Raw genomic sequence first — 22,585 nt, forward strand, 5'->3', positions numbered from 1 at the left:
GCACCATTCCACCAGGGTGATATCTCGATCAGATAACTCCCGGCAACTGCGATACCGAAATGTCACCCTACCGGGCTGGCTACTCGCGACGTTCTGCTCGGACCGCGTTCCGATATCCGCGGAACGCGAGCCCGAGAGCGACGACGCAACCGAGCAGCACCAAAGACGGCATCACGCCGGGGTCTCCCTTGACGATCGCGACCACAGCGCCGATCAACGCCATGAGGGCGAAGACCGAGATGAAGCCGGCAATCAGCTCCATACGCTGGGCGCGCGAAGCCCGCCTCATCGAAACCGTGCGCAAGCGCGCATCACGACTTGACGCCGCCTGCGGTCAGACCGGCGATGATGCGTCGCTGGAAGATGAGAACCATGATGACCAGCGGGACCATCACGAGGGTTCCGCCGGCCATGATCGAGGTGTACGGCGTGACGAATGGGTCCGTTCCGGAGAACTTGGCCATCGCCACGGTGACGGGTGCGGTCTTGTCACTCGAGAGTTGGAGCGAGAGCAGGTACTCGTTGACCGTTGCGATGAAGGCGAGGATCGCGGTGGTGAACAGTGCCGGCGCGGCGAGCGGAAGCATGATCAGACGGAAGGCCTGGCCACGGGTGGCGCCGTCAATACGCGCCGCCTCTTCGAGCTCCCACGGAAGCTCGGAGAAGAACGACGTCAGCGTATAGACCGTCAGCGGCAGCACGAACGAGATGTTCGGGATGATCAGCGCTTTGTAGCTGCCGATCCAGCCGATGTCGGTGAACAACTGGAACAGCGGGGTCACGAGGGCGACGACCGGAAACATGGACGCGCCGAGGATGATTCCGGTGACGAAGTATTTGCCACGGAAATCGAAACGCGAGAGCGCGTACGCCGTGAACACGCCGATGACCAAGGCGATCAGCGTGGTCGCGCCCGCGATGATGAGGCTGTTCATCAGTGCACGGGTGAAGTTCACCTTGGCATCGGGATCGAGCGCCGCGGTGAAGTTGGACAGAGTGAGATTGGTGGGCCACAGCGACGTCGAGAACGTGTCCGCGGGGTCGCGCAGCGCCGTCACGATCATCCAGTAGCAGGGAGCGAGTCCCCACACGATGATCAGTACGACGCCGATGTAGGTGCCGATCTTGCCGCGTAGTGCCTTGTTCATACCGGCTCCCCCTTCCGCTGCTTTTCCTGCGTGCTGACCGCATTGGCTCCGAGGAATCGGACCAGGATGAAGGCCACAGCGAAGATGATGAGGAACGTGATGGTGGACAGTGCCGACGCCGAATTGGCGCCGACGCGCATCTGATCGACCACCAGAACCGAGATGGTGGAGGTGGCGGGATTGGATCCCATCATGATCGCGGGCAGGTCGTACATGCGCAGCGCGTCCATCGTGCGGAAGAGCACCGCCACCATGAGTGCGGGCTTGACCAGCGGAAGCGTGATCATGCGGAACCGCTGCCACGCCGTCGCACCGTCGACCTTGGCGGCCTCGTAGACGTCGGCGGGAATCATCTGAAGACCCGCGAGGATCAGCAACGCCATGAACGGCGCGGTCTTCCAGACGTCGGCGACGACGATCGCGAATCGCGCCGGCCAGGGGTCCGCCGTCCACAGGATGTTGGTGCCGAGGATCTTGTTGGCAATGCCGTCGTTGGCGAAGATGAAGAACCAGAGCTTCGCGGTGACGGCGGTGGGGATGGCCCAGGGAATCAGCACGGAAGCGCGGAGCAAACCGCGTCCGCGGAACGTCTTGGCCATGATCAACGCCATCGACAGACCGATCACCGTCTCGAGCAGGACGGTGACGACGGTGAAGCCGAACGTATTTCCGATCGACTGCCAGAACTGCGATCCGAGTGTGCCGGGCGGGCAGGGAATCGAGCCGTTGGCGGTGTTGCAGGACTGGGTGATCCAGTTCTTGTAGTTGTCGAACCACGTGAACTGACCGGTGACGAACATGCCGGTCTCGGGATCGAGCTTCTTGCCGTCGCTGTGCATCGACATCCAGATCGCTCGTCCGAGCGGATACAGAATGATGACGGCGAGAACGATCAGCGACGGTGCGACGAACGCCCACACCGGAACTCGTCGACGCTTCTTCGGCTTGTCGGCCGACGCAGGCGGGGGCGAGGTCGGCGGGGGTGGAGTAGCTGCAAGGTCAGGCAGAACCTTGGTCAGGGATGTCCCTGCTGCCTCGGATGCCGACGGCTCTTCTAGCGGTTCCGGTGCACGGTGTCTCCCACCAACGCCCGAACGGTCGGGACCGGTTGAACCGGCCCCGACCGTGGGGTTGGTAGGCACAGCCGCGGAAGGATCCTGCGGTTCTGCCATTGCTTATTGCTCCTGGTAGATCAGTTACCGGCGGTTTCGATGCCGGCCTTGGTGTCCGCCAAGGCCTGCTCGACGGTCTTCTCGCCGCGAATAGCAGCGTAGGTGTTGTCGGAGATCGACTTCGACACCTGCGTGTAGTACGGCGTGACGGGGCGCGGCTGAGCGGTGGCGAGTGCTTCCTTCAGGGTCGCGAAGTACGGGAACTGAGCGAGCACTGCCGGATCGTCGTAGACAGCCGAGAGGACGGGTGCGCCGCCGACCTCGGTGAAGTACGTCTGCGACTTCTTGGTCTGCATGAACTCGAGGAAGTCACGAGCCGTGGCGGGTGCGTCCGAGTACGCGCTGATGCCGACGTTGTAGCCGCCGACGGTCGAAGCGCCCGGTCCGTCGACACCCGGAAGAACGGTGTAGCCGTACTTGCCGGCAACCGAGGTCTTCTCACCGTCGACCGAGAAGCCGGACCACGTGCGCATGAAGAGTGCCTTGCCGTCGCCGAACGCGGTCTGCGACTCGCCCTCGGAGTAGGTCAGCGCTTCCTGCGGGATCGTGTTGTCGGCGAAGTTGTCGACGATCGACTGAACGCCTGCCTTCGTCTTGTCGTCGATGGCCGGGGTGAGTCCGTCCGGGCCGACCCACGGTCCGTCGAAGGCGTTGGTGATCTCGGTGGTGTTGACCGTCAGGCCCTCGTAGTTCTTGAACTGACCGATGTAGCAGGAGATGCCGGCTTCGACAGCCTTCGGGCAGTTTTCCTTGAGCTCGGCCCACGTGGTGGGGGCCTTCTCGACGAGGTCCTTGCGGTAGTACAGGAACGCTGCGTTGGTGTTCTTCGGCGCTGCGTAGAGCTTGCCGTTGTAGGTGCCCGAAGCGACGGTCGACGGCAGGAGGCCGGACTCGTCGATCGCGAGGTCACCCTCGAGCGGCAGCAGCCAACCGTTTGCGGCGAACTGGGCGGTGTTGACGACGTCGACGCCGATGAGGTCGTACTCGTCGCTCTTGGCCTGCATGCGCTGGGTGATGTCGTCGACCTGCGCGTTGGCTTCCTTCGCCAGCGGCTTGAGCGTGACCTTCTCGTCCGGATGCTCGGCATTCCAGTCGGAGATGATGTTTTCGAGCGCCTCGTTCAGGGCATCCTGCCCCTCGACGATCGTGATGGGTCCGCGGCCTTCGCTCGAGGACGATCCCCCGGATGCGGCCGTGGTGCTGGTTCCGCTGTCCTTGTCCGAATCGGACGAACAGCCTGCCAGTACCAGCATGGACGCTGCCGTGGCTGCAATTGCAGCGCGGCGCATCGCCTTCGAGTTCAGAACCATGGATTCGCTCCCCGTATGTGTATGACAAATAGACGGTCACCGAGAGCCTGCTCACGGCATGCGCCATGAGTGCCGGCTCCCGGCATCGGCCCCTACTGTGGCACGAGACACCCCTACTTGTGGGTATTACGCCGAACCTGAATCGGTCATGTGTCGTTTGACAGGTCCACCTAACCCAGGCGACGCCCGTCGGTGGTGGCAAAAATGTGCACCTTCTCGGGGTCGACGCGCAGGTTGACGCGCTCGCCCTTCTGCGGCGGATTGCGCCAGTCACCACGCGAGACGATCTGCTGCAACCGTCCGCCGATCGTGGTCCGGCCGTAGACGTAGGCGTCCGAGCCCAGTTCCTCGACGACGTCGACCTCCATCGGCAGGCCTTCGGCTGCGATCTCGAGGTGCTCGGGGCGAATACCCAGAACAACCTCGGTTTCGACGACGCCGTTCATCGTCTCGCGCGGAACCGGAACGATCCCGTCACCGAATGCGACGCCGCCGTCGACGACGGGGAGGGTGAAGAGGTTCATCGCGGGTGAACCCATGAAGCCGGCGACGAAAACGTTCTTCGGCTTGTTGTACAGCTCGCGCGGCGAGGCGCACTGCTGCAGGATTCCCTTTTCGAGGACGGCGACGCGGTCACCCATCGTCATGGCCTCGACCTGGTCGTGGGTCACGTAAACCATCGTCGTCGCGAGGCGTCGTTGCAGCTGAGCGATCTGCGTACGTGTCTGCACACGGAGTTTTGCGTCGAGGTTCGAGAGCGGCTCGTCCATCAGGAAGACCTGCGGCTGGCGAACGATGGCGCGGCCCATCGCCACTCGCTGACGCTGGCCACCGGACAGCGCCTTGGGCTTGCGATCGAGGTACGGCTCGAGATCGAGCATCTTCGCGACCTCTTCGACGCGGGCGCGGATCTCCGTCTTGTTGGTTCCGGCGAGCTTGAGCGCAAAACCCATGTTCTCGGCCACCGACATGTGCGGGTACAGCGCGTAGTTCTGGAAGACCATCGCGATGTCGCGCTCTTTCGGCTCCTGACCGGTGACGTCGCGGTCGCCGATGAGGATGCGTCCACTGTGGACGTCTTCGAGCCCGGCGAGCATGCGCAGGGTGGTCGACTTTCCGCAGCCGGAGGGTCCGACGAGGACGAGGAACTCGCCGTCCTCGATCTCGAGGTCGAGCTTGTCCACTGCCGGAGTGTTCGATCCGGGGAACAGGCAGGTGGTGCTCTCGAAAGTCACTGAAGCCATGACGGGGTTGATCCCTTCTACCGGCAGGAACGTGCCGGACGATCCAAGTCGAGGGTGAGCGTGTGCGCTAGCAGCATAAACGTCCGTGTCGGCGCGCGAGCGTAGTCTTTCACGGTGAGTTCGGAGAAGATGCTGACCCGCATCGGTGCGCTGCTTCGCCAAGCGGAGTCCACCGACAATCCACACGAAGGTGAAGCCTTCATGGCTGCCGCTCAGCGGTTGGCCACCAGTTCCGCGATCGACCTGGCGGTCGCGCGTGCGCACACCGCGTCTTCGGAAAAGCGTGCGACGCCCACTCAACGGCTCATCACCATCGGCGAACCGGGCAAGCGCGGACTGCGAACGTACGCCCAGTTGTTCATCGCCATCGCCGCTGCCAACGACGTGCAATGCGACATCGCGCAGACGTCGGCCGTCATCTACGCCTACGGCTTCGCCGGCGACATCGACGTGTGCGAGGCCCTGTATTCGAGCCTGCTCTTCCAGATGGTGCGCGACTCCGATGCCTACGTGCGTTCCGGGGCGTACCGAGGCGAAACGTCCGTGCGGACCGTCGTCGAAACTCGTGGACGACGACGCGTCAGCACGCAGGTCCGCAAGCCGGTGGCCGGAGTGACGGCACGCCTGAACTTCCAGATGGCGTACGCGTCCCGCATCGGCGCTCGGTTGGCCGGGACGAAGCAGGAGACGGAGAAGACCGCGATCGCAGAATCTGCCACGTCGTCTTCCGAAACCGCACTCGTGCTGCGTAACAAGGAAATCGAGCTGAAGGACTACTACTCGTCCAACTCCAAAGCGCGTGGGACGTGGCGGGGCGGCGGCCGCGCAAGCGCCGGGCATTCCTCGCATGCTCGACGAGCGGGTGATCGGGCTGCGCGCTCCGCACGTCTGGGGAACCTTCCGGAGATCGGCGGGGTGCGCGGGCAGCTGGACTCGTGAGGGATACGCAGCGGAGCGCCGTCTACGAGGCAGAGACGTTGGTGCGCACCATGTTCGATCGCGCCGACCAGCGTGGACTTCGGAGCGTCGAGGTCATGGGTTCCACCATCACCTTGCCGGTCGAGCGCAAATTCGGTTCCGTGGAGTCGGTCCAGGCGTACTGCGATCAGCTACTCGGGCTGAATTGGGTACGGGAGACCTGGACTCGCGCAACCATTCCGGTGTCCGTACGCTCCCGCGGCGGCAATGCCGCCGCTCACTACTCGAACGACGTCATCGCCGTCCCGGACGACCGTGACGGCCGGTGGGCGCTACGCGAATTCGTTGTCTTGCACGAACTTGCGCACCACATCGGCGACCCCGCCTCCGACGAGGCTTCCCACGGGCCCGAGTTCGTCGACCGCTACACGAGCCTTGTCGGCGAGATCATCGGACCCGAGGCGGCCTTCGTTCTTCGAGCGATGTTTCTTGCCGGTGGTGTTCGAACGGACTAGATGTCAGCCCTCGGCGAACCCGGTGGTGTCCGTACCGGTCGGCTGGAATACTCGGCCTATGGATGCGCCGCGCAGACTGGTCCTGGTCAAGGGTGAGTCGGAACTCCCCGATCCGGCTGTTGCCGTGCGCAAACCCCCACTGATTCGTGAAGCCTACGGACGAGTGCTGCGGGAGGTTCGACGCGATCAGGACCGAACTCTCGACGACGTAGCCGCAAAGGTCGGGATGTCGAAGCAATACCTCTCCGAGATCGAACGGGGCAAGAAGGAACCGTCGTCGGAAATTCTGCGCGCAATCTGCGAAGCGCTCGGGATGCCGCTCGAGCATCTGCTGTTCCGAGCGGGCAACCGGATCGTTGCGCTCAACTCCCTCACCTTCGGGCACTCTCCCGCACCGATCTCAGGTCCCGTCCTGATGGCGGCCTAGTCAGTTCCCTTCGATGAGGGTGTCAGCCAGTCCGTAGGAGATAGCGTCGTCGGCAGTGAAGATCCTGTCGCGATCGGTGTCCTTACGGAGCCGCTCGACGCTCTGACCGGTGTGCTTACTCAGAATCGCCTCGGTCTGCTCCCGGATTCTCAGGATCTCGGCTGCTTGAAGCGCGAGGTCCGAGATGGTGCCACTACCTTGCGTCGACGGTTGGTGCAGCAGCACCCGCGAATGGGCAAGAACATGCCGATGGCCTGGAGTGCCGGCGGCCAGAAGCACTGCAGCAGCCGAAGCCGCTTGACCCATGCAGTACGTCGAAATCGTCGGTTTCAAGAACTGCATGGTGTCGTAGATCGCGAGCATCGCCGTGGTGTAACCGCCGGGAGAGTTGATGTACAAACCGATTTCGCGATCCGGGTTGTCGGCTTGCAGATGCAGCATCTGAGCCATCACGACGTTGGCGACGCCGTCGTCGATCTCTGTGCCGAGAAAGACGATGCGCTCGTTGAGCAGCCTGCTGAAGATGTCGAAAGATCGCTCACCCGTTGGTGTTCGCTCGATGACACTGGGAATCGTGTACTGGGACATGACGTCACAATCCGATCTTGGGGAAGGTGGCTTGCGGTGCGATCTCGGCGAAGGACGTAACGACGCGGTCGACGATTCCGTACTCGCGCGCCTGCTCGGCGGTGAACCAGCGATCTCGATCGCTGTCGGTCTCGATCTCTTCGACGGTCCGGCCCGTTTCGGCGGCGAGGATTTCCTGCGATTGACGCTTCATCAGCTCGAGGCTCTCGGCCTGGATCGCAATGTCCACCGCAGTGCCACCGATACCTGCCGAAGGTTGGTGCATCATGATGCGGCTGTGCGCCAGGCTGATTCGCTTGCCGTGGGTGCCGGAGCAGAGGAGCACCTGGCCCATGCTGGCCGCGAAGCCCATCGCGACCGTCACGACGTCATTGGGGATGAGCTTCATCGTGTCGTAGATGGCCAGGCCGGCAAACACCGATCCGCCAGGTGAATTGATGTAGAGCACGACGTCGCGCTTGGGGTCGGTGGTGGCGAGGAGCACCAGTTCCGAACACACACGTTCGGCCATGGCGTCGTTGACCTCGCCGGTGAGCAGAATGGTTCGCTGTCGGAAGAGCCTGTCTGTCAACAGGTCACGGTAGCCGGTATCGGTGGGAGCTTCAGTAGTCATGAATCCATTCCTACCGGCGCGGCAGTGCCGCGGCCCCGCTTGTCTGCTGTGGGCAGACCACCCCTGTTTTTACCCGCCCCCTGTTGCCTGCCCCCCTTTGACTGCCCCCTGTTTGAGCGAACGGCACGTTCAGTCGATCTAAGGCGCCGAAAGTACCGTTCGCTCGAACAGGGGTGGGCACAAGATCGGGCAAACCCGTCACCGACGGCGGCGGTAGCGGTACCGCGCACACCCGGCCATGATGGGAGAAGACAACCATTCCTCTCGTCAGGAGCGTGGCATGACTCGTCCGGTACGCATCGGTGTTCAACTCCAACCCCAGCACGCACCCGATTACGGGTTGATACGCGACGCCGTCTTGCGGTCCGAGGACGCCGGGGTGGACATCGTCTTCAACTGGGACCACTTCTACCCGTTGACCGGCGATCCCGACGGCGCACACTTCGAATGCTGGACCATGCTCGGTGCCTGGGCCGAGCAGACCGAACGCGTCGAGATCGGCGCCCTGGTCACCGGTGGTGGCTACCGCAATCCGGATCTGCTGGCCGACATGGCGCGAACCGTCGACCACATCAGCGGCGGACGCCTGATCCTCGGCATCGGTGCCGGCTGGTTCGAGAAGGACTACGACCAGTTCGGATACGACTTCGGCACTCCCGGTTCACGGCTGAAACTGCTGGGCGAATACCTCCCCCGCATCACGGGGCGCCTGGCGAAGGGCAACCCGCCGCCGACGCGCAACATCCCGGTCCTCATCGGCGGTGGCGGCGAGAAGAAGACCCTGCGCTTGGTCGCCGAGTACGCCGACGTCTGGCACAGCTTCGGCGACCGTGAGACACACCTGCGCAAGTCAGACATCCTCTCCGACCACTGCGCCGACGTGGGCCGGAACCCGCTGGAAGTAGAGCACTCGGTTCCGTGGCCTGGGCTCGAAAATGCAGCCGACCTGGTCGCCGACGGTGTCTCACTCTTCACCGTCGGCGTCAGCGGACCGGACTACGACCTCACGACGCTTGCCGAGGCCATCGGTTGGCGCGACGACAACACGCCGCCTGCGTTGAGCGGGCTGGCCTGAGCGGTACCAAGGACTTCGTCGTTGTCGGCGCCGAGAACGGGCGGCGCCGACGTCAGACGTGGCCTCTGGCCGGAGAAGTTGACCGGAAAGGCCACTTGCTTCAACGGTCCGAGCGTCGGATGGTCGACGGTTCCGACCATGCCGAGCGCGGCGGTGTGGGGATCGGAGTAGATCTCGTCGAGATGCCGGATCGGTGAGACCGGTACGGCGCGTTGGGCGAGAAGAGCGCACCAGTGTTCGACGGTCGCCGATGCGAAGGCGCTGGTGAGTTCTCGTTCCAGACTCTCGCGGTTCTCCACTCTGTCGCGGTTGTGGGCAAAACGCGAATCGGTGACCAGTTCACTCCTTCCGATGGCCTCGGCCAGCGACGCCCACATCGCGTCGTTGCCGACAGCGACGACGAAGTACCCGTCGCTGGCAGGAAATGCTTGATACGGAGCAAGATTCGGATGACCGGAGCCCAACGCAGTCGGGCGCTCACCGGTGACGAAGTAACTGGTCGCCCAGTTGACGTGCATCGCGAGTTGGCACTCGTACAGCGACGTGGTCACGTACTGTCCGCGCCCGGTCCGGCCTCGCTCGACCAATGCAGCCAGGACACCGACCAGTCCGAAAAGCGCTGCGCCCAAGTCTCCCAACGCAAACCCGGATTTCATCGGAGCGCCGCCGGGTTCACCGGTGAGCGACATGAGCCCACCCGCGGCCTGCGCGATCATGTCGTACCCCGGTTCGTCGCGCAGCGGTCCTTCTTCACCGAAGGCAGAGATGTGCAGGGTGATCAGATGCGGGTATCGCTCGGACAGTGCCTGGTAGTCGAAGATCTTCTGTAATCCGCTGCCCGGCTTGAAGTTCTCCACGACCACATCGGTCTCTTCGAGCATGCGGTGGATGATCTCCTGTCCTTCGGTGGACTTGAGGTCGATCGTGACCGACTTCTTGCCGCGGTTGATCGCGAGGTAGTAGGCGGCATCTACGCCGACGAAGGGAGGCCCCCACGAACGCGTGGGGTCGCCGCCTTCAGGGTGTTCGATCTTGGTGACGTCGGCTCCGAGATCGGCAAGCGACATGGTTGCGTACGGCCCGGCAAGGATCTTCGACAGATCGAGCACGCGGACACCAGCCAAGGGTGTGGGGCCTGTTGGAGAATTCACTGGTGAACCCCTGCTACGGAGAGGAACTCGGCTACGACGTCACGTGCATCATCCAGCTCGACGTCACCGCCGTCGGTGATCACGTCGAGATTGCCGAGTGCAGCCGACGGCACCTTCCCCACAAGACCGGCCAGGTAGGAATTCGCCACCAGCAGTGACCGGTACCCATTACCGTGTCGGATGCCGTGGTCTGCAAGATCGAAAAGCAGGGTCGCCATGACGGCACGAGCGAGCTCGTCGGCATACTTTGCGCTGGCGGCCTGGGCGGCATCGTCAGATCCGGAGATCAGACGATCTCCTTCCTCTACCAGTTCCTCCCAGCGCCGCAACAGAACTCCGGCACCGGCCTCGCAGTCCGGTCCGACGGTGGACAGGATGTCCGTCATCGCTCCCGCGACGGTGCGGTGCGAGCCGAACTTGCGCAGGCACCGAAGTACGTCCAGCGCAATGACATTGCTCGACCCTTCCCAGATCGAGCCCAAGTGGGCATCCCGCACTAGTCGCGCGTTGGCCCATTCCTCGATGTAGCCGTTTCCTCCGCGCACCTCCATGGCCTCGCCGGTGACCACCCGCGCGCGTTTGCAGACAAAGTGTTTGGCGATCGGTGTCAGTACCCTGATCAGTGCGCGCGCCTGTTCGTCGCCGCCGTCTGCTGCCTGAAGACACTGTGCGCTGTACGCGACCAGGGCCAGCGAAGCCTCGGCATCGAGTGCAAGGGGAAGAAGTGTCGCCCGCATCAGCGGCTGGTCGAAGAGCCTCTTACCGAACACGACTCGGCTCTTCGAATGTTCGACGGCTTCACGGACTGCTCGGCGCATGAGAGCGCTCGAACGCATCGCATTGGAGAGGCGAGACGTGTTGACCATTTCAGCCATCTGGCGGAACCCTCGATCGAGTTCACCGACCTGGAGTGCGTGCGCCCGGTTCAGCGTCACCTCGCCGCTCGGCATGGAACGCGTACCCAGCTTGTCCTTGAGACGATCGATCGTGAGGTTGTTGCGCTCGCCGGATCCCAAGGTCTTGGGCACCATGAACATTCCGACTCCACGCGTCGAACCATCCTGTCCGCCCGGGAATCTTGCGAGGGTGATGATCACATCGGCATCCGGGTTGGAGGCGAACCACTTCTTGCCCGTCAGAACCCATCCGTCGCCGTCGCGCTCGGCGCGTGTTTCGGTGCAGGCGATGTCGGTTCCTGCCTGAATCTCGGTCATGAACATCGCACCCGTCTTCGCCTGCTCGGGGTCCGTCGACGTCAACGCGTCGATCCAGGGCGCGAACACGGCCGGATCACCGAACATACGCAGGGTCCGCGCAGCAGCATCTGTCATCGACACCGGGCAGGCCAGCCCGAACTCGGCCTGCACGAAGATGTACGACGCGAGGTACTTCGCGAGTGGCGGATGCACGGAGTCCCATCCGTGCAACCCTTTTCGGTGCGACATGGCGGACAGGCCGTACTCGTTGTACGCCGCCCGGCACAGTTCCAGGTAGGCCGGGTGATAGGAAATCCGGTCGACGCGGTCACCGGCCTTGTCGAATTGCTGCAGCACCGGCGGGTTCTTGTCTGCGATGTCGGCAAGCTCGGACAAACGGCCGGCTGCATCTCGGCCCAGCCGGTCGAGCAATCCGTTCAACGTCTCTCGGTCCGCCCCGGCGGTCCATCTGTCCACTACCGCTGTCAGAGCGGGGTCGGTGTGTGCAAAGTTCATCAGTGGTCAACGCCTTTCAGGGTGGAAACATCGGTCATGTTCGAGGAGCTCGTCGATTCCAGCCCTTGCGCGTGCAGCGCACTCCTGCGCAACAAAGCAGTCATACAGACAAGGGAGAGAACGACATACACGAGCCCGAGAGCTACGACCGGCCAGATCGAGTTGGTTCGCGTCAGCAGATACTGGCTGACCATCGGGGCCGTTCCGGCAAAAACGGCGGTCGACAATTGGTACGACAGAGAGATGCCGGTATACCGAACATTGGTGGGGAAAACCTGCGCCAGGATGCCGGCCAACGCGGCGTAATACATTGCGTGAGGCGCCGTCGCGAGGACCATACCCAGAATCGCCAAGGGCACGGAACCCGTCTGAACCAGCACGAACATCAGTGGTAGGAGCACGATCTCCGGAAGCAGCATCCAACGGACCGCTTTCGACGGATCGATCCGCGTGGCCAGCACAGCGCCGAAAGGCTGTACGAGCGCCTGGGCTACCAGTGCGACGGTGATCACGAGGAGGAAGTCACTGCGCTCGAAGCCGAGATCCTTTGTCGCCCATGAGAGCGCAAAGGTTGTCTTGACGTACGTGATGGCAACACCGGCAACCACAGCGCCGACGCCGAGAGCAAGTTCGACGGGATGCGAACGCAACACTTCGACCAGCGGCATCCGTGTACGTTCCTGTGCCGCAACAGCCTTCTTCATCTCAGGTGTCTCGGAGATGTGCAACCTGATGTAGAGAGCGACGATCACCAAAGCTGCGGATCCGAGGAACGGCAGACGCCAACCCCACGACTCGAACACGGAATCCGACATCAACGTCAGGCCGAGGAAGGCCAGCGTCGCGAGCAGGTTGCCGACCGGTGAACCCTGCTGCGCAAACGCACCGTAGAGCACCTTTTTCTTCGGGGGAGCGAACTCGGTGGCGATCAATACGGCGCCACCCCATTCGCCGCCCATGGCAATGCCCTGGAGAACACGCAGTGCCACAAGCAGTATCGGTGCCCAGATCCCGATCTGGGAGTACGTAGGGAGGAGACCGACACCGACAGTTCCCAACCCCATGAGCGCGAGGGTGATGATCACGGCGTTCTTGCGACCGAACTTGTCTCCGAAATGACCGAACACCACTCCGCCGACCGGACGAGCCACGAATCCCACGGCAAAAGTCGCGAAGGCTGCGAGTGTCCCCACCGCCGGCGACGCATCCGGGAAGAACAGCGGGCCGAGCACCAAGGCGGATGCGGTTCCGTAGATGTAGAAGTCGAACCATTCGATGGTCGTTCCGACAAACGCCGTGATTCCGGCCTTGCGTGCCTGTTTGGTGTTGTATTCAGGCGGATTGGTGTCTTGACCTGGGTGTTGATCCACGGTTCTCCCTGATTCTCGCGTCGGGCATCACCAAGGGATGCAATGTGAGGCGTGAATCACTATCGTCCGAAATCCATGTAGAGTCCAAGACTTAGTTCGACTTATTTATGTGGGAGAACCACATAATGAAACCCGGGAGGAGCGACGTGGAACTGCGTCAACTGCGCGCGTTTCTCGCAGTCGCCGACGAACTTCATTTCGGCCGGGCCGCCGAGCGACTCCACATCGGGCAGTCCCCGCTCAGCCAGACCATTCGGGCGCTCGAGCGTGAACTGGGCACCGACCTGTTCGTCCGGACCACCAGATCAGTGCAACTGACCGCCGCCGGCGAAGCCTTGGTCACGCCCGCACGGATCATCGAAGCGCAGATCGCCGTGGTACGAGAAATCGCATCGGCCGCGTCGACTGGCGAGACGGGCCGTGTCACAGTGGGTTTCGGCGGAACGGGCGGCTACACCGTCCTGTCGGCCCTCACACGGTCCTTGGCCGACTCCCATCCGGGAATCGAACTGGAACTACGGCCGCAGATGTACTCGGGTGAGGTGCTCGACGCTCTCCGACGCGGAGCACTGGACATGGGCATAGTCGGCCTGCCCATTCCGCGCGGATTCGAGACTCACACTGTGCGGGAGGAAACCTTGATGGTCGCGGTTCCTGCCAGGCATCACCTCGGTGCGCATGACTCGGTGTCACCGGAAGACCTGGCAACCGAGCGATTCGTGATGTATCCCGCCGAGCACGGCTCGGTGGTGCGCGATGCGACGTTGTCCGTGTGCGCCACAGCAGGTTTCACGCCCACCGTCGCGCACGAAGCCCCCGATCCGTACAGCCTGTTGGCCATGGTCGGAGCGGGGGTCGGGATCGCCGTCGTCGTGGAGTCGACGGCGCATCTGTCCATGGACGGGGTCGTGTACCTGCCGATCGCCGGGGCCACGCCCACGCTGAAAATCGCGATGGCATGGCGACCGAACAATCCGACGCCGGCAGTACACACCGTCACCAGGGTACTGAGGGAGCAGCCTTAGGCTCTCGCGAGAATTCCGGCGAAATCTGTTCCCACAGACAGAGTTCCGTACTCGTGACCACGGTCGGCACCGAGGCGAGCGGCAATGAACGCATCGGACGAGGCGGCCGGGGAGTGGCGCACCATGAGCGAAGCCTGCAGCGCCAACGCCATAGCCTCGACGACGGTCCGAGCGCGGAGCTGAGCGTCGGCGGGTGCCATCGTGGCGAGCTCACCGAGTTGGCGTCGTACCCGATCGAGGTGCTGATCGAGGACCGGGTTGTTGCCGCGGGCGAGGTTGATCTCGTGGTCGAAGGCGGCAACGGAGTCGGGTTCACGGGTCATCGCGCGCAGGACGTCGAGCGCGATGACGTTGCCCGACCCCTCCCACACGGCCATGACGGGCTGCTCACGGTAGCGACGGGCAAGCGGGAAGTCCTCGGTGTAACCGTTGCCGCCCAGGCACTCGAGGGCTTCGTAGGAGTGGTGCGGGCCGCGCTTGCAGATCCAGTACTTCGCAACAGCTGTCGCGAGTCGGCGGAACGCCTTTTCCTGCTCATTCGCGTCCTCGTCCTGCGCACGGGCCAATCGCAGTGCGGTGATGGTCGCGGCCTCGGATTCGAGAGCCAGGTCGGCGAGCACCGACGTCATTGCGGGCTGATCTGCCAGGACGGCACCGAAAGCGCTGCGGTGCCGTGCATGCCACACCGCTTCGGCCACCGACTGACGCATACCCGCCGTGCTGCCGAGAATGCAGTCGAGTCGCGTCTGGGACACCATTTCGATGATGGTCCGCACACCACGTCCCGGTTCGCCGATCATGGTGCCGACGGTGCCGTCGAGTTCGATCTCGGACGACGCGTTGGACTTGTTGCCCAGCTTGTTCTTCAGACGCTGGATGCGGAAGACGTTGCGTGTGCCGTCAGGCAGGATGCGGGGGAGAAGGAAGCAGGAAAGTCCCTCGCCGGCAGCACCTTCGGCCTGAGCGAGAACCAGGAAGGCGTCAGACATCGGCGCGGAGCAGAACCACTTGTGTCCGGTGAGGAGGTAGTCCGCACCCGGGCCGCCACGTCCGGCCGGCTTGGCGATGGTCGTGTTGGCTCGCACGTCGGAGCCACCCTGCTTTTCCGTCATCGACATTCCGAAGATCGCGGATGCCTTTCCGGGAGCAACCAACTCGGGGGTGTAACTCCGAGAAAGGGCACGCGGGGTCCAGATGGCGGCTACATCGGGTTGCAGCTCGAGCGAGGGGATCACAGCGTGCGTCATGGAGATCGGGCACGCGTGGCCCGGTTCGACCTGGGAGAACAGCATGAATGCCGCGGCCCGAGCCACGTTGGCACCCGGCTTGGGGTCAGCCCAGGCAGAGGTGTGAGCACCGTGCGCAACGGCGGCAGAGATGATCCGGTGATACGACGGATGGTATTCGACCTCGTCGATGCGGTTTCCCCAGCGATCGAAGGTCTTCAATTCGGGGATCACCGTGTTGGCCAGCTCGGCGTCGTGCTGGAACCCGGCACTGCCGACCAGTTCACCGATATCGGTGAGTTCACTGGTGGCCCAATCGGCGTCGTGACGCGCGACGCCTTCGGCCAGGACCGTATCGAGCAGGAACTCGTTGACGTCCGTGCGCGGTACCGACTGGTTGAGCACTGCATGGGTGCGATGCGGAGCCGGGTGGGTGACGGTCTTCTCGGAAATATCAGTCATGACAGGCCTTTCAGCTCGCTGCGCGGATGAGGTGCTTCTGGATCTTGCCGGTCGGTGTACGCGGAAGAATCGTCGCGAACACCACTTCACGCGGAATCTTGTAGCGCGCCAACTTGTCCGAGAGGTAGTCCTTGATGTCGTCGGCGCTGATGACATCCGGTTCACGCCAGACGACGTGCGCGACGACGGTCTCGCCCCATTCTTCGTTGGGTTTTCCGACAACGGCGACGTCGACGACGTCCGGGTGGCCGGAGATCACGTCCTCGACCTCCTTGGAGTAGACGTTCTCACCGCCCGTGATGATCATGTCCTTCGCGCGGTCGACGATGAAGAGGTAGCCGTCCGCATCCTTGCGCGCCAGATCGCCGGTGCGATACCAACCGCCGTCGGCAAATGCAGCCTTCGTGGCAGCGGGGTCGTCGAGGTACCCCTGCATGACGGTGTCGGCGCGCAGCCAGATCTCACCGATCTGATCGGGCTCCGCGTCGGTGCCGTCATCGGCAACCAGGCGCAGGTCGACGCCGGCCAGCGCGACGCGGCCGATCGAGCCCGCCTTGCTCAACTGCTCTTCGGGGTACAGCACGGTGCCCACTGGCCCGGTCTCGGTCATGCCGTAGACCTGCCGGAATTCGGTGGTGCCGTACGACTCCACCAGTCGCCGAGCGACATCCGCGCCGATCGGTCCCCCGCCGTACAACCACGCACGAACGCTTCCGAGGTTGTAGTCGGCAAAGTTCGGCACGAGGTTGAGTGCAGTGGTGTAGATGACCGGCGGGCCGAAGCAGAGGGTAATGCGTTGTTCCTGAACTGTTTCCAGGAATTTGACGGGATGGTACTCGCGCAGCAGCACGACGGTTCCGCCCATGTAGAGCGTGGACATGAACCAGTTGTTGAGCGGGGAAGCATGCCAGATCGGCACGGCCATGAGCAGTCGCTCGTCCCGAGTCGTCGACACGGCGAGGGCCGCGGTGACGGCAACACCGACGACGTTGCGGTGGCTGTGGACGCAGCCCTTGGGCGAGCCGGTAGTCCCCGAGGTGTAGAGGATTTCAGCCGGATCGTTCTCGTCGATGTCGATACCGTCGACGCCCTCCTGGCGGGTGATGGCGTCGTCGAAGAAGTCGAAACCGTCTGCGACAGAGTCCGTGCTGATCAGCTTGGCCGTTGTCTCCAGTCGACCGACAACCGGCGCCAACTCACCGTCGAAGACGCACACCGACACCTTCGCGTGTCCCAGCACGTAGGCAACTTCCGGAGTCTGCATCTTGTGGTTGATGGGGACCACGACGGCGCCCAAGCGCCAGGCACCGAGCATCGCGTACACGAATCCCGGAGTGTTGTAACACATCAGCGCGACGCGGTCGCCCGGCTGCACGCCAAGCGACTGCAAATAGCCTGCGGCGCGTCGACTTCCGTCCTGAACCTGGGAGTACGTGTGATCGTGACCATCGAATATCAGGAAGGGTTTGTCCGGGGTCTTGGTGACGTTGCTGTCGAATACGCGAACGATATTCATCGAAGTCCTTGTCGGAGAATCACGCTCGAAGAGAGTTCATTCCATCGAGCTGTTGAGTACGGCGTCGGGTATCTGGAGGGTGGCGAAGATGACGGCAACCGCCTCCTCGAGGGAGTAGCCGAAGCTCTCGCCGGTGGCAGTCTTCTGGATGACGAGGCCGAAGATCGCAGACCAGAAGGCCTTGGACTCGACGTCGATGCCCGCGCGCAGCTGCCAGCCGGTGCGGATCAAGGTACGGAGGAGGGCGGTTTCGCCCGAGGAGTGCAGAGTGCGAAGCGTTTCGGAGATCAGGTCGCGGAGTTCACCACGACGACCCGTCATCATCATCGCTTCCACGAAGAGTTCGACGCTGGGAGCGCCCGAGCCCAGGAGGGATCCGACCAGCTTCTCGGTGTAATCGCCGACCGTGTCGGCGTCGGCGGCATCGACCTCGGCACGCTTGCCTGCGCGCAGAACGGCCGCGCACGCCACCTCGACGAAGAGCTTTTCTTTGGAGCCGTAGTAGTAGGTCACCTGGTTGGGATGGGCGCCGGCGGCCGTGCAGATCTGCGCGATGGAGACGCTGTCGCCGTGCTCGAGGAACAGCTCGGTTGCGGCGTTGAACAGCGCCATGCGCGTCTGCTTGCCCGACTCACGCGTCGCGCGCGCTGCGGGAACTGCCTCGGTGGCCATCACGAACTCCTACTTGTTTGTACGACAAACAATAACTCGGCGTTGTTTGTATGGCAAACAATTTCTTCCCGACGCGATGACATGTCGACTTCTATCGACATGTCTGATGTGCGGGATTACTCTCTGAACATCGAGCACCCGAGAACTTCGGCTTTTCTGCGAGGAGGCGCCCTGCAATGCTCGCGCGATCCGGCTTCTCCCTGCCCACACGCACGACTCTCACGGGCGACTGGGCAGATTTGTTGCGCGAGCATTTTGTCGCGCTCGACGTATCCGATATCGGAGACGGCGATCGATTCAGCGGGGCCGTCCACTCGGCCCAACTCGCACACGTTCGGGTATCCGCAGTTCAATCGATGGAACAACGAATAGTCCGTAGCAACAGCCTCATCAAAAGCGACGGCGCGGACTATCTGCAGATCGGGATGATCCGCCGCGGTAGCGCGGTAGTGCGCCAAGACGACCGCGAATGCGTCCTGCGACGTGGCGACTACGTCCTGTACGACACCACGCGCCCCTTCGATTGGCAGATCGAGGGACACGCACACGACGGCATCTGGGGACTCGAGGTGTTCACCTGGCCACGGTCGTACCTGTCGCTCAGCGACGCGGAGGTCACGAGCCTGACCGCCATCGCCTTCGACGGACACGCGGGCCTGAGTGGCCTGCTTGGTCGCTTTCTTCACGATCTTGCCTCCGTCCGCATGACGTCCGACGCAAGCGGAGACGAAGAGGAAGTCGTCAACGAGATCGGCAACCTGGTCAAGTCCGTTCTTCACACAACTGCGCGACCGATCACCTCGCGGCGAACCAGCCTCTACGAATCCGCCCTGTCGGTCATAGACGCCCGCATCGCAGACCCGGCCCTGTCTCCGGTGGACATCGCGGGATCGGTCAAAGTCTCCATTCGGCAGTTGCACCGAGCCTTCGCCGAACACGGCACGACGGTGTCACGGTCGATTCGCAGCCGTCGACTCGACGGTTGCCGTCGTGAGATCGTGCAACGACACGGAGTAGAGCGGTCGCTGACCCAGATTTCTCACCGCTGGGGATTCACCGACCTGGCCGCCTTCAGTCGAGCCTTCAAGGCGGAATTCGGGATCAGCCCGCGGCGGTACCGGTCGCAAGCAGCGGCCCCCACAAGTACTACCCGCTGATCTGTAACATCTTCGGACACTTACCCATTGAACATGGTGTTCAAAATTTTCTGTCGCCGAAGCGTATCCACAATTCTTGGCACGGTAGGCCAAGCATCGGGCGCTGACGGCCAAGTTTGCTCGGCTGAGCGGGCGTAGATTTTCGGCACGGCGTTGCCAAGTGCCAGGCACCCGATTCGACCACCTACATCACAGGGAGCACTCATGGAATCTGCAATCGGCGAACACCTTCAATGCCCGCGCACTCTGACCAGGCGGGTCCCGGATACCTATACGCCACCGTTTCCCATGTGGGTCGGGCGCGCAGACGACACATTGCACCAGGTCGTGATGGGCTATCTCGGCGTGCAGTTCCGCGGCGAGGATCAGCGCCCGGCAGCACTGCGGGCGATGCGGGATATCGTCGCCGGCTTCGACTTGCCGGACGGACCGGCACACCACGATCTCACCCATCACATCGACAACCAGGGCTACGAGAACCTGATCGTGGTCGGTTACTGGAAAGATGTTTCTTCCCAACATCGTTGGAGCACATCACCTCCAGTGTCCTCCTGGTGGGAGTCCGAAGACCGCCTGTCGGACGGATTGGGGTTCTTCCGCGAGATCGTGGCACCGAGAGCCGAACAATTCGAAACGCTCTACGCGTTCCAAGACGACCTCCCCGGGGTGGGAGCTGTCATGGACGGTGTCAGCGGCGAAATCAACGAGCACGGCTACTGGGGTTCGATGCGCGAGCGGTTTCCGATCTCCCAAACCGACTGGATGCAGGCCTCGGGCGAACTGCGGGTCGTCGCCGGTGACCCCGCCGTAGGTGGACGCGTAGTAGTGCGGGGACACGACAACATCGCACTGATCAGGTCCGGGCAGGACTGGGCCGACGCGGAAGCAGACGAGCGCAGCCTCTACCTGGACGAAATCCTGCCCACTCTTCAATCGGGCATGGACTTCCTCCGCGACAACGGCCCGGCCGTCGGGTGCTACAGCAACCGATTCGTACGCAATATCGACATCGACGGAAACTTCCTCGACTTGAGCTACAACATCGGCCACTGGGCCTCCCTCGACCAACTCGAACGGTGGTCGGAATCCCACCCGACCCATCTACGGATCTTCACGACGTTCTTCCGGGTGGCCGAGGGCCTGTCGAAATTGCGTCTCTACCATGAGGTCTCGGTATTCGATGCCGCCGATCAGCTCTACGAGTACATCAATTGCCATCCCGGGACCGGAATGCTGCGCGACGCGGTGATCACCGCCGAGCACTGACCGAAGTCGCCGGCAATCTTCGGCCACATTCTTTCCCTCGGAGGCAACTCGAGATATGTTGACGGGTGTCGACATATCTCAGTAGAGACCATCGAGGAAGCGCGGACAGCAGACAGTGACTACTCAACGAAACGAAGAGTTGGCGTTTGCTGTGCTGGCCGACCAAGTGCGTCGACAGATTCTCGACACGCTGGCTACACACGGCGAGTGCAACGCGGGCTTCATCAGCGATCAAATTTCGACGGTCGGTCGCACCACGGTATCCACACATCTCAAGGCGCTGCGGTTGTCCGGCGTGATCGTCGAACGGCGTCAAGGACGTCATCGCCTGTTCTCGATAGATCCATCGGGGCCCGCCAACGATGCACTCCAGTTCCTGCGCGACGTCCTCGGGCGAGCGCTGGAAGCAGGTTCGAACGCCTCCGAGTTGCCGGCCACTGCGACTGAGGATTCAGACGTCGCATCGGTGCGTCGCCGAGCGTGAGGCCTTGTTGAGCCCCAGCACCTATTTCAGGCAGGAAGTAGAACGTGCCAGGTCTCTCCGTAACGGCACAGATCGTGACGACCGACCCACCAGGGTCAGCCTTCGAGCGCCTCGAAACGGGGCAACTGCTCGAACTCGAATGTGAGCAACTGACGGTCGGGGCCGCTGCCGCCATCTCCCTTCCCGTCGGCGACGGCGCACGCGCAGAGCCAGCCGGAATGCCGATCACGCTGTTGGGATACGTCGCCGGCGTGAAGCGGGGCCGATCGGTCGTGATCGTGCACCACCAACCGTGGCGCGGCCGCCTGACGATCCGGTTCTTTCCCGACGGCGCCGGGACCCGGATCGTTCTCGAGTCCAGCCTCGATCAGGACGGCATTTCCTGGCTTGCCAACAAGCGCGGATTCGCTCCACCCGAACCTCCGCGTTCCGACCGACATCGGATCGGGCTGCTGGTCAGCAAATCCGGCCCGGCAGCTGTATTCGCCCAGGCGACAGAAACACTCGCATCCCTGGCCGTGGAAGAAATCAATGCCGACGGCGGCATCGGCGGCGTTCTCGTCGACTTGGTGACAGGCGATGACGCTTCCGACCCGGCGGCCGGAGCGGCGACCGCACTGCGATTGGTGAAAAGCGGATGTCGCGCCGTTTTCGCGTGCGTGACATCGTCGACCTTCAATGCCGCTGCATCTGCATTGCAGAACACCGGTGTGCTGTTGGTGCACACAGTTCTCAACGAGGGAGGTCGATCGCGTCCGGGAGTCCTTCGATTGGGTGAGCGCCCACTCGACCAGACGCGAGCGGGTATACCCGCAATGATGTCCGAGACCGGTTCTCGCACTTGGTTCCTGGTCGGCCAGCAGTATTCGTGGTCGTTCGGAGCGCATTGGGCGGCCCGGCGTGTGATCGCCGAATCCACAGGTTCGGTGGCCGGCGAAGTCTACGTACCGTTGGGGACAACCGACTTCTCACGCATCATCGAGTCGATAGCCGACTCCGGGGCCGAACTGATTCTTTCCACCCTGGTGGGCCATGACGAGGTCTTCTTCGAACGACAATGCGCCCAGCACGGACTGCGGGCCACCACGCGGACGTTTGCATTGGTCCTCGACGAGGCCACTCAGCAGCTCATCGGCAATTCCGATGCCGACGGAGTCTGGGCGGCATTCGGCTACTTTCAATCCGCAGCCGGCGATCACGACCTCGAAAAGCGATACAGCGCGAGCTCGAACGAACTCCTGCCTCCGCTCAGTTCCCTGTCGGAGACAACGTACGAAGCGATCGTCGCTTACGCACGCGCCGTCGAACGAACGTCGGCAGGCGATCCGGAAACAGTACTTCGGCAGCTTGTCACGACATCGAAAAGCTCTACGAACAACGGTGTTCCACTGCATCGACCGATTCTGCTCGCTGAATCACGCCGTGGGCGCCTGTACCCCCGCTCTCTCTGAGCGCGCGTAACCCGAACTTAACGAGTCAATATGTCGATACCTATTGACGCAATTATGGATCCGGCCCTAGTCTGAAAGACAAG

Annotated in this window: 22 protein-coding genes; 9 read left to right on the plus strand and 13 right to left on the minus strand. The window is 62.8% G+C overall.

Annotated features, from left to right (window positions below):
• Window positions 1–79: 79 nt before the first annotated feature.
• The 5 genes from ACN50D_RS11210 to ACN50D_RS11230 all read right to left on the minus strand — a co-directional run bounded on the left by ACN50D_RS11210 (window position 80) and on the right by ACN50D_RS11230 (window position 4,874).
• Window positions 80–289, minus strand: a complete 210-nt coding sequence (locus ACN50D_RS11210) for a hypothetical protein (protein ID WP_019746112.1) — start codon at window positions 287–289, stop codon at window positions 80–82.
• Between the two features lie 22 nt (window positions 290–311).
• Window positions 312–1,148 carry a carbohydrate ABC transporter permease gene (locus ACN50D_RS11215; RefSeq protein ID WP_003946046.1) on the minus strand — a complete coding sequence of 279 codons (837 nt, stop codon included), beginning with the start codon at window positions 1,146–1,148 and terminating at the stop codon, window positions 312–314.
• Window positions 1,145–2,320 (minus strand): carbohydrate ABC transporter permease, encoded by a 1,176-nt coding sequence (locus ACN50D_RS11220; RefSeq protein ID WP_007735224.1) that lies wholly within the window; start codon window positions 2,318–2,320, stop codon window positions 1,145–1,147. The genes ACN50D_RS11215 and ACN50D_RS11220 overlap by 4 nt, the downstream gene beginning before the upstream one ends.
• A 20-nt stretch (window positions 2,321–2,340) precedes the next feature.
• Window positions 2,341–3,630, minus strand: a complete 1,290-nt coding sequence (locus ACN50D_RS11225) for an ABC transporter substrate-binding protein (protein ID WP_007735225.1) — start codon at window positions 3,628–3,630, stop codon at window positions 2,341–2,343.
• 170 nt (window positions 3,631–3,800) lie between these two features.
• Entirely contained in the window at window positions 3,801–4,874 is a 1,074-nt protein-coding gene (locus ACN50D_RS11230; RefSeq protein WP_003946073.1) for an ABC transporter ATP-binding protein, read from the minus strand.
• A gap of 114 nt (window positions 4,875–4,988) precedes the next feature.
• On the opposite strand from ACN50D_RS11230, the gene ACN50D_RS11235 reads away from it, so the two are divergent.
• Genes ACN50D_RS11235 through ACN50D_RS11245 form a run of 3 tightly spaced genes read left to right on the plus strand, consistent with a single transcriptional unit; the run spans window position 4,989 to window position 6,734 of the window.
• Window positions 4,989–5,813: a DUF2786 domain-containing protein gene (locus tag ACN50D_RS11235; RefSeq protein WP_211921805.1), complete on the plus strand. Its 825-nt coding sequence runs from the start codon at window positions 4,989–4,991 to the stop codon at window positions 5,811–5,813.
• Entirely contained in the window at window positions 5,810–6,307 is a 498-nt protein-coding gene (locus ACN50D_RS11240) for a TIGR04338 family metallohydrolase (protein WP_211921807.1), read from the plus strand. Before ACN50D_RS11235 ends, ACN50D_RS11240 begins: the two co-directional genes overlap by 4 nt.
• 58 nt (window positions 6,308–6,365) lie before the next feature.
• On the plus strand, window positions 6,366–6,734 hold the full coding sequence (locus tag ACN50D_RS11245) for a helix-turn-helix domain-containing protein (RefSeq protein ID WP_003946041.1): 369 nt from the start codon (window positions 6,366–6,368) through the stop codon (window positions 6,732–6,734).
• On the opposite strand, the gene ACN50D_RS11250 is transcribed toward ACN50D_RS11245, so the two are convergent.
• Complete coding sequence (locus tag ACN50D_RS11250; RefSeq protein ID WP_211921809.1) at window positions 6,735–7,322, minus strand: ATP-dependent Clp protease proteolytic subunit; 588 nt, start codon at window positions 7,320–7,322, stop codon at window positions 6,735–6,737.
• Window positions 7,323–7,326: 4 nt separating this feature from the next.
• The gene (locus ACN50D_RS11255; RefSeq protein ID WP_007735229.1) at window positions 7,327–7,935 is read right to left on the minus strand and encodes a ClpP family protease; all 609 of its coding nucleotides are present in this window, start codon (window positions 7,933–7,935) and stop codon (window positions 7,327–7,329) included.
• A 280-nt stretch (window positions 7,936–8,215) separates the two neighbouring features.
• Here ACN50D_RS11255 and ACN50D_RS11260 point away from each other — a divergent pair, with 280 nt between their 5' ends.
• Entirely contained in the window at window positions 8,216–9,010 is a 795-nt protein-coding gene (locus ACN50D_RS11260; protein WP_030537640.1) for an LLM class F420-dependent oxidoreductase, read from the plus strand.
• On the opposite strand, the gene ACN50D_RS11265 is transcribed toward ACN50D_RS11260, so the two are convergent.
• The 3 genes from ACN50D_RS11265 to ACN50D_RS11275 are packed head-to-tail and all read right to left on the minus strand — an operon-like array spanning window position 8,932 to window position 13,243.
• Window positions 8,932–10,161, minus strand: coding sequence for a CaiB/BaiF CoA transferase family protein (locus tag ACN50D_RS11265; RefSeq protein ID WP_211921811.1), 1,230 nt, complete (start codon window positions 10,159–10,161; stop codon window positions 8,932–8,934). The two genes, ACN50D_RS11260 and ACN50D_RS11265, sit on opposite strands and share 79 nt — an antisense overlap.
• On the minus strand, window positions 10,158–11,873 hold the full coding sequence (locus tag ACN50D_RS11270; RefSeq protein WP_211921813.1) for an acyl-CoA dehydrogenase family protein: 1,716 nt from the start codon (window positions 11,871–11,873) through the stop codon (window positions 10,158–10,160). Before ACN50D_RS11270 ends, ACN50D_RS11265 begins: the two co-directional genes overlap by 4 nt.
• A complete protein-coding gene (locus ACN50D_RS11275) occupies window positions 11,873–13,243 on the minus strand; it encodes an MFS transporter (RefSeq protein ID WP_211921815.1) in 1,371 nt (456 codons plus the stop codon). Before ACN50D_RS11275 ends, ACN50D_RS11270 begins: the two co-directional genes overlap by 1 nt.
• 146 nt (window positions 13,244–13,389) lie before the next feature.
• Between ACN50D_RS11275 and ACN50D_RS11280 the strand changes: the two genes are divergently transcribed.
• Window positions 13,390–14,268 (plus strand): LysR family transcriptional regulator, encoded by an 879-nt coding sequence (locus ACN50D_RS11280; protein ID WP_003946037.1) that lies wholly within the window; start codon window positions 13,390–13,392, stop codon window positions 14,266–14,268.
• Here the strand turns inward: ACN50D_RS11280 and ACN50D_RS11285 are convergent.
• The 3 genes from ACN50D_RS11285 to ACN50D_RS11295 are packed head-to-tail and all read right to left on the minus strand — an operon-like array spanning window position 14,265 to window position 18,144.
• A complete protein-coding gene (locus ACN50D_RS11285; RefSeq protein ID WP_211921817.1) occupies window positions 14,265–15,956 on the minus strand; it encodes an acyl-CoA dehydrogenase family protein in 1,692 nt (563 codons plus the stop codon). The two genes, ACN50D_RS11280 and ACN50D_RS11285, sit on opposite strands and share 4 nt — an antisense overlap.
• Window positions 15,957–15,966: 10 nt before the next feature.
• Entirely contained in the window at window positions 15,967–17,472 is a 1,506-nt protein-coding gene (locus ACN50D_RS11290; RefSeq protein WP_020971425.1) for a class I adenylate-forming enzyme family protein, read from the minus strand.
• 36 nt (window positions 17,473–17,508) lie between these two features.
• A complete protein-coding gene (locus ACN50D_RS11295; RefSeq protein ID WP_030537647.1) occupies window positions 17,509–18,144 on the minus strand; it encodes a TetR/AcrR family transcriptional regulator C-terminal domain-containing protein in 636 nt (211 codons plus the stop codon).
• Window positions 18,145–18,320: 176 nt separating this feature from the next.
• Here ACN50D_RS11295 and ACN50D_RS11300 point away from each other — a divergent pair, with 176 nt between their 5' ends.
• The 4 genes from ACN50D_RS11300 (at window position 18,321) to ACN50D_RS11315 (ending at window position 22,502) form a co-directional block, all read left to right on the plus strand.
• Window positions 18,321–19,301, plus strand: a complete 981-nt coding sequence (locus ACN50D_RS11300; protein WP_047270147.1) for a helix-turn-helix domain-containing protein — start codon at window positions 18,321–18,323, stop codon at window positions 19,299–19,301.
• A gap of 204 nt (window positions 19,302–19,505) precedes the next feature.
• Entirely contained in the window at window positions 19,506–20,567 is a 1,062-nt protein-coding gene (locus ACN50D_RS11305) for a phenylacetaldoxime dehydratase family protein (protein ID WP_007735242.1), read from the plus strand.
• 115 nt (window positions 20,568–20,682) lie between these two features.
• Window positions 20,683–21,051, plus strand: coding sequence for an ArsR/SmtB family transcription factor (locus ACN50D_RS11310; RefSeq protein ID WP_007735244.1), 369 nt, complete (start codon window positions 20,683–20,685; stop codon window positions 21,049–21,051).
• Between the two features lie 44 nt (window positions 21,052–21,095).
• Entirely contained in the window at window positions 21,096–22,502 is a 1,407-nt protein-coding gene (locus tag ACN50D_RS11315; RefSeq protein WP_208690042.1) for a substrate-binding protein, read from the plus strand.
• Window positions 22,503–22,585: the final 83 nt, after the last annotated feature.

The organism is Rhodococcus sp. SB1D (assembly GCF_048573875.1).
GTDB lineage: Bacteria > Actinomycetota > Actinomycetes > Mycobacteriales > Mycobacteriaceae > Rhodococcus_F > Rhodococcus_F qingshengii.

Excerpts from the sequence above, each read along its gene's own strand:
- ACN50D_RS11210 (WP_019746112.1), bottom strand. The coding sequence starts at position 289 with ATGAGGCGGGCTTCGCGCGCCCAGCGTATGGAGCTGATTGCCGGCTTC.
- ACN50D_RS11215 (WP_003946046.1), bottom strand. The coding sequence starts at position 1,148 with ATGAACAAGGCACTACGCGGCAAGATCGGCACCTACATCGGCGTCGTA.
- ACN50D_RS11220 (WP_007735224.1), bottom strand. The coding sequence starts at position 2,320 with ATGGCAGAACCGCAGGATCCTTCCGCGGCTGTGCCTACCAACCCCACG.
- ACN50D_RS11225 (WP_007735225.1), bottom strand. The coding sequence starts at position 3,630 with ATGGTTCTGAACTCGAAGGCGATGCGCCGCGCTGCAATTGCAGCCACG.
- ACN50D_RS11230 (WP_003946073.1), bottom strand. The coding sequence starts at position 4,874 with ATGGCTTCAGTGACTTTCGAGAGCACCACCTGCCTGTTCCCCGGATCG.
- ACN50D_RS11245 (WP_003946041.1), top strand. The coding sequence starts at position 6,366 with ATGGATGCGCCGCGCAGACTGGTCCTGGTCAAGGGTGAGTCGGAACTC.
- ACN50D_RS11250 (WP_211921809.1), bottom strand. The coding sequence starts at position 7,322 with ATGTCCCAGTACACGATTCCCAGTGTCATCGAGCGAACACCAACGGGT.
- ACN50D_RS11255 (WP_007735229.1), bottom strand. The coding sequence starts at position 7,935 with ATGACTACTGAAGCTCCCACCGATACCGGCTACCGTGACCTGTTGACA.
- ACN50D_RS11260 (WP_030537640.1), top strand. The coding sequence starts at position 8,216 with ATGACTCGTCCGGTACGCATCGGTGTTCAACTCCAACCCCAGCACGCA.
- ACN50D_RS11270 (WP_211921813.1), bottom strand. The coding sequence starts at position 11,873 with ATGAACTTTGCACACACCGACCCCGCTCTGACAGCGGTAGTGGACAGA.
- ACN50D_RS11285 (WP_211921817.1), bottom strand. The coding sequence starts at position 15,956 with ATGACTGATATTTCCGAGAAGACCGTCACCCACCCGGCTCCGCATCGC.
- ACN50D_RS11290 (WP_020971425.1), bottom strand. The coding sequence starts at position 17,472 with ATGAATATCGTTCGCGTATTCGACAGCAACGTCACCAAGACCCCGGAC.
- ACN50D_RS11295 (WP_030537647.1), bottom strand. The coding sequence starts at position 18,144 with ATGGCCACCGAGGCAGTTCCCGCAGCGCGCGCGACGCGTGAGTCGGGC.
- ACN50D_RS11300 (WP_047270147.1), top strand. The coding sequence starts at position 18,321 with ATGCTCGCGCGATCCGGCTTCTCCCTGCCCACACGCACGACTCTCACG.
- ACN50D_RS11305 (WP_007735242.1), top strand. The coding sequence starts at position 19,506 with ATGGAATCTGCAATCGGCGAACACCTTCAATGCCCGCGCACTCTGACC.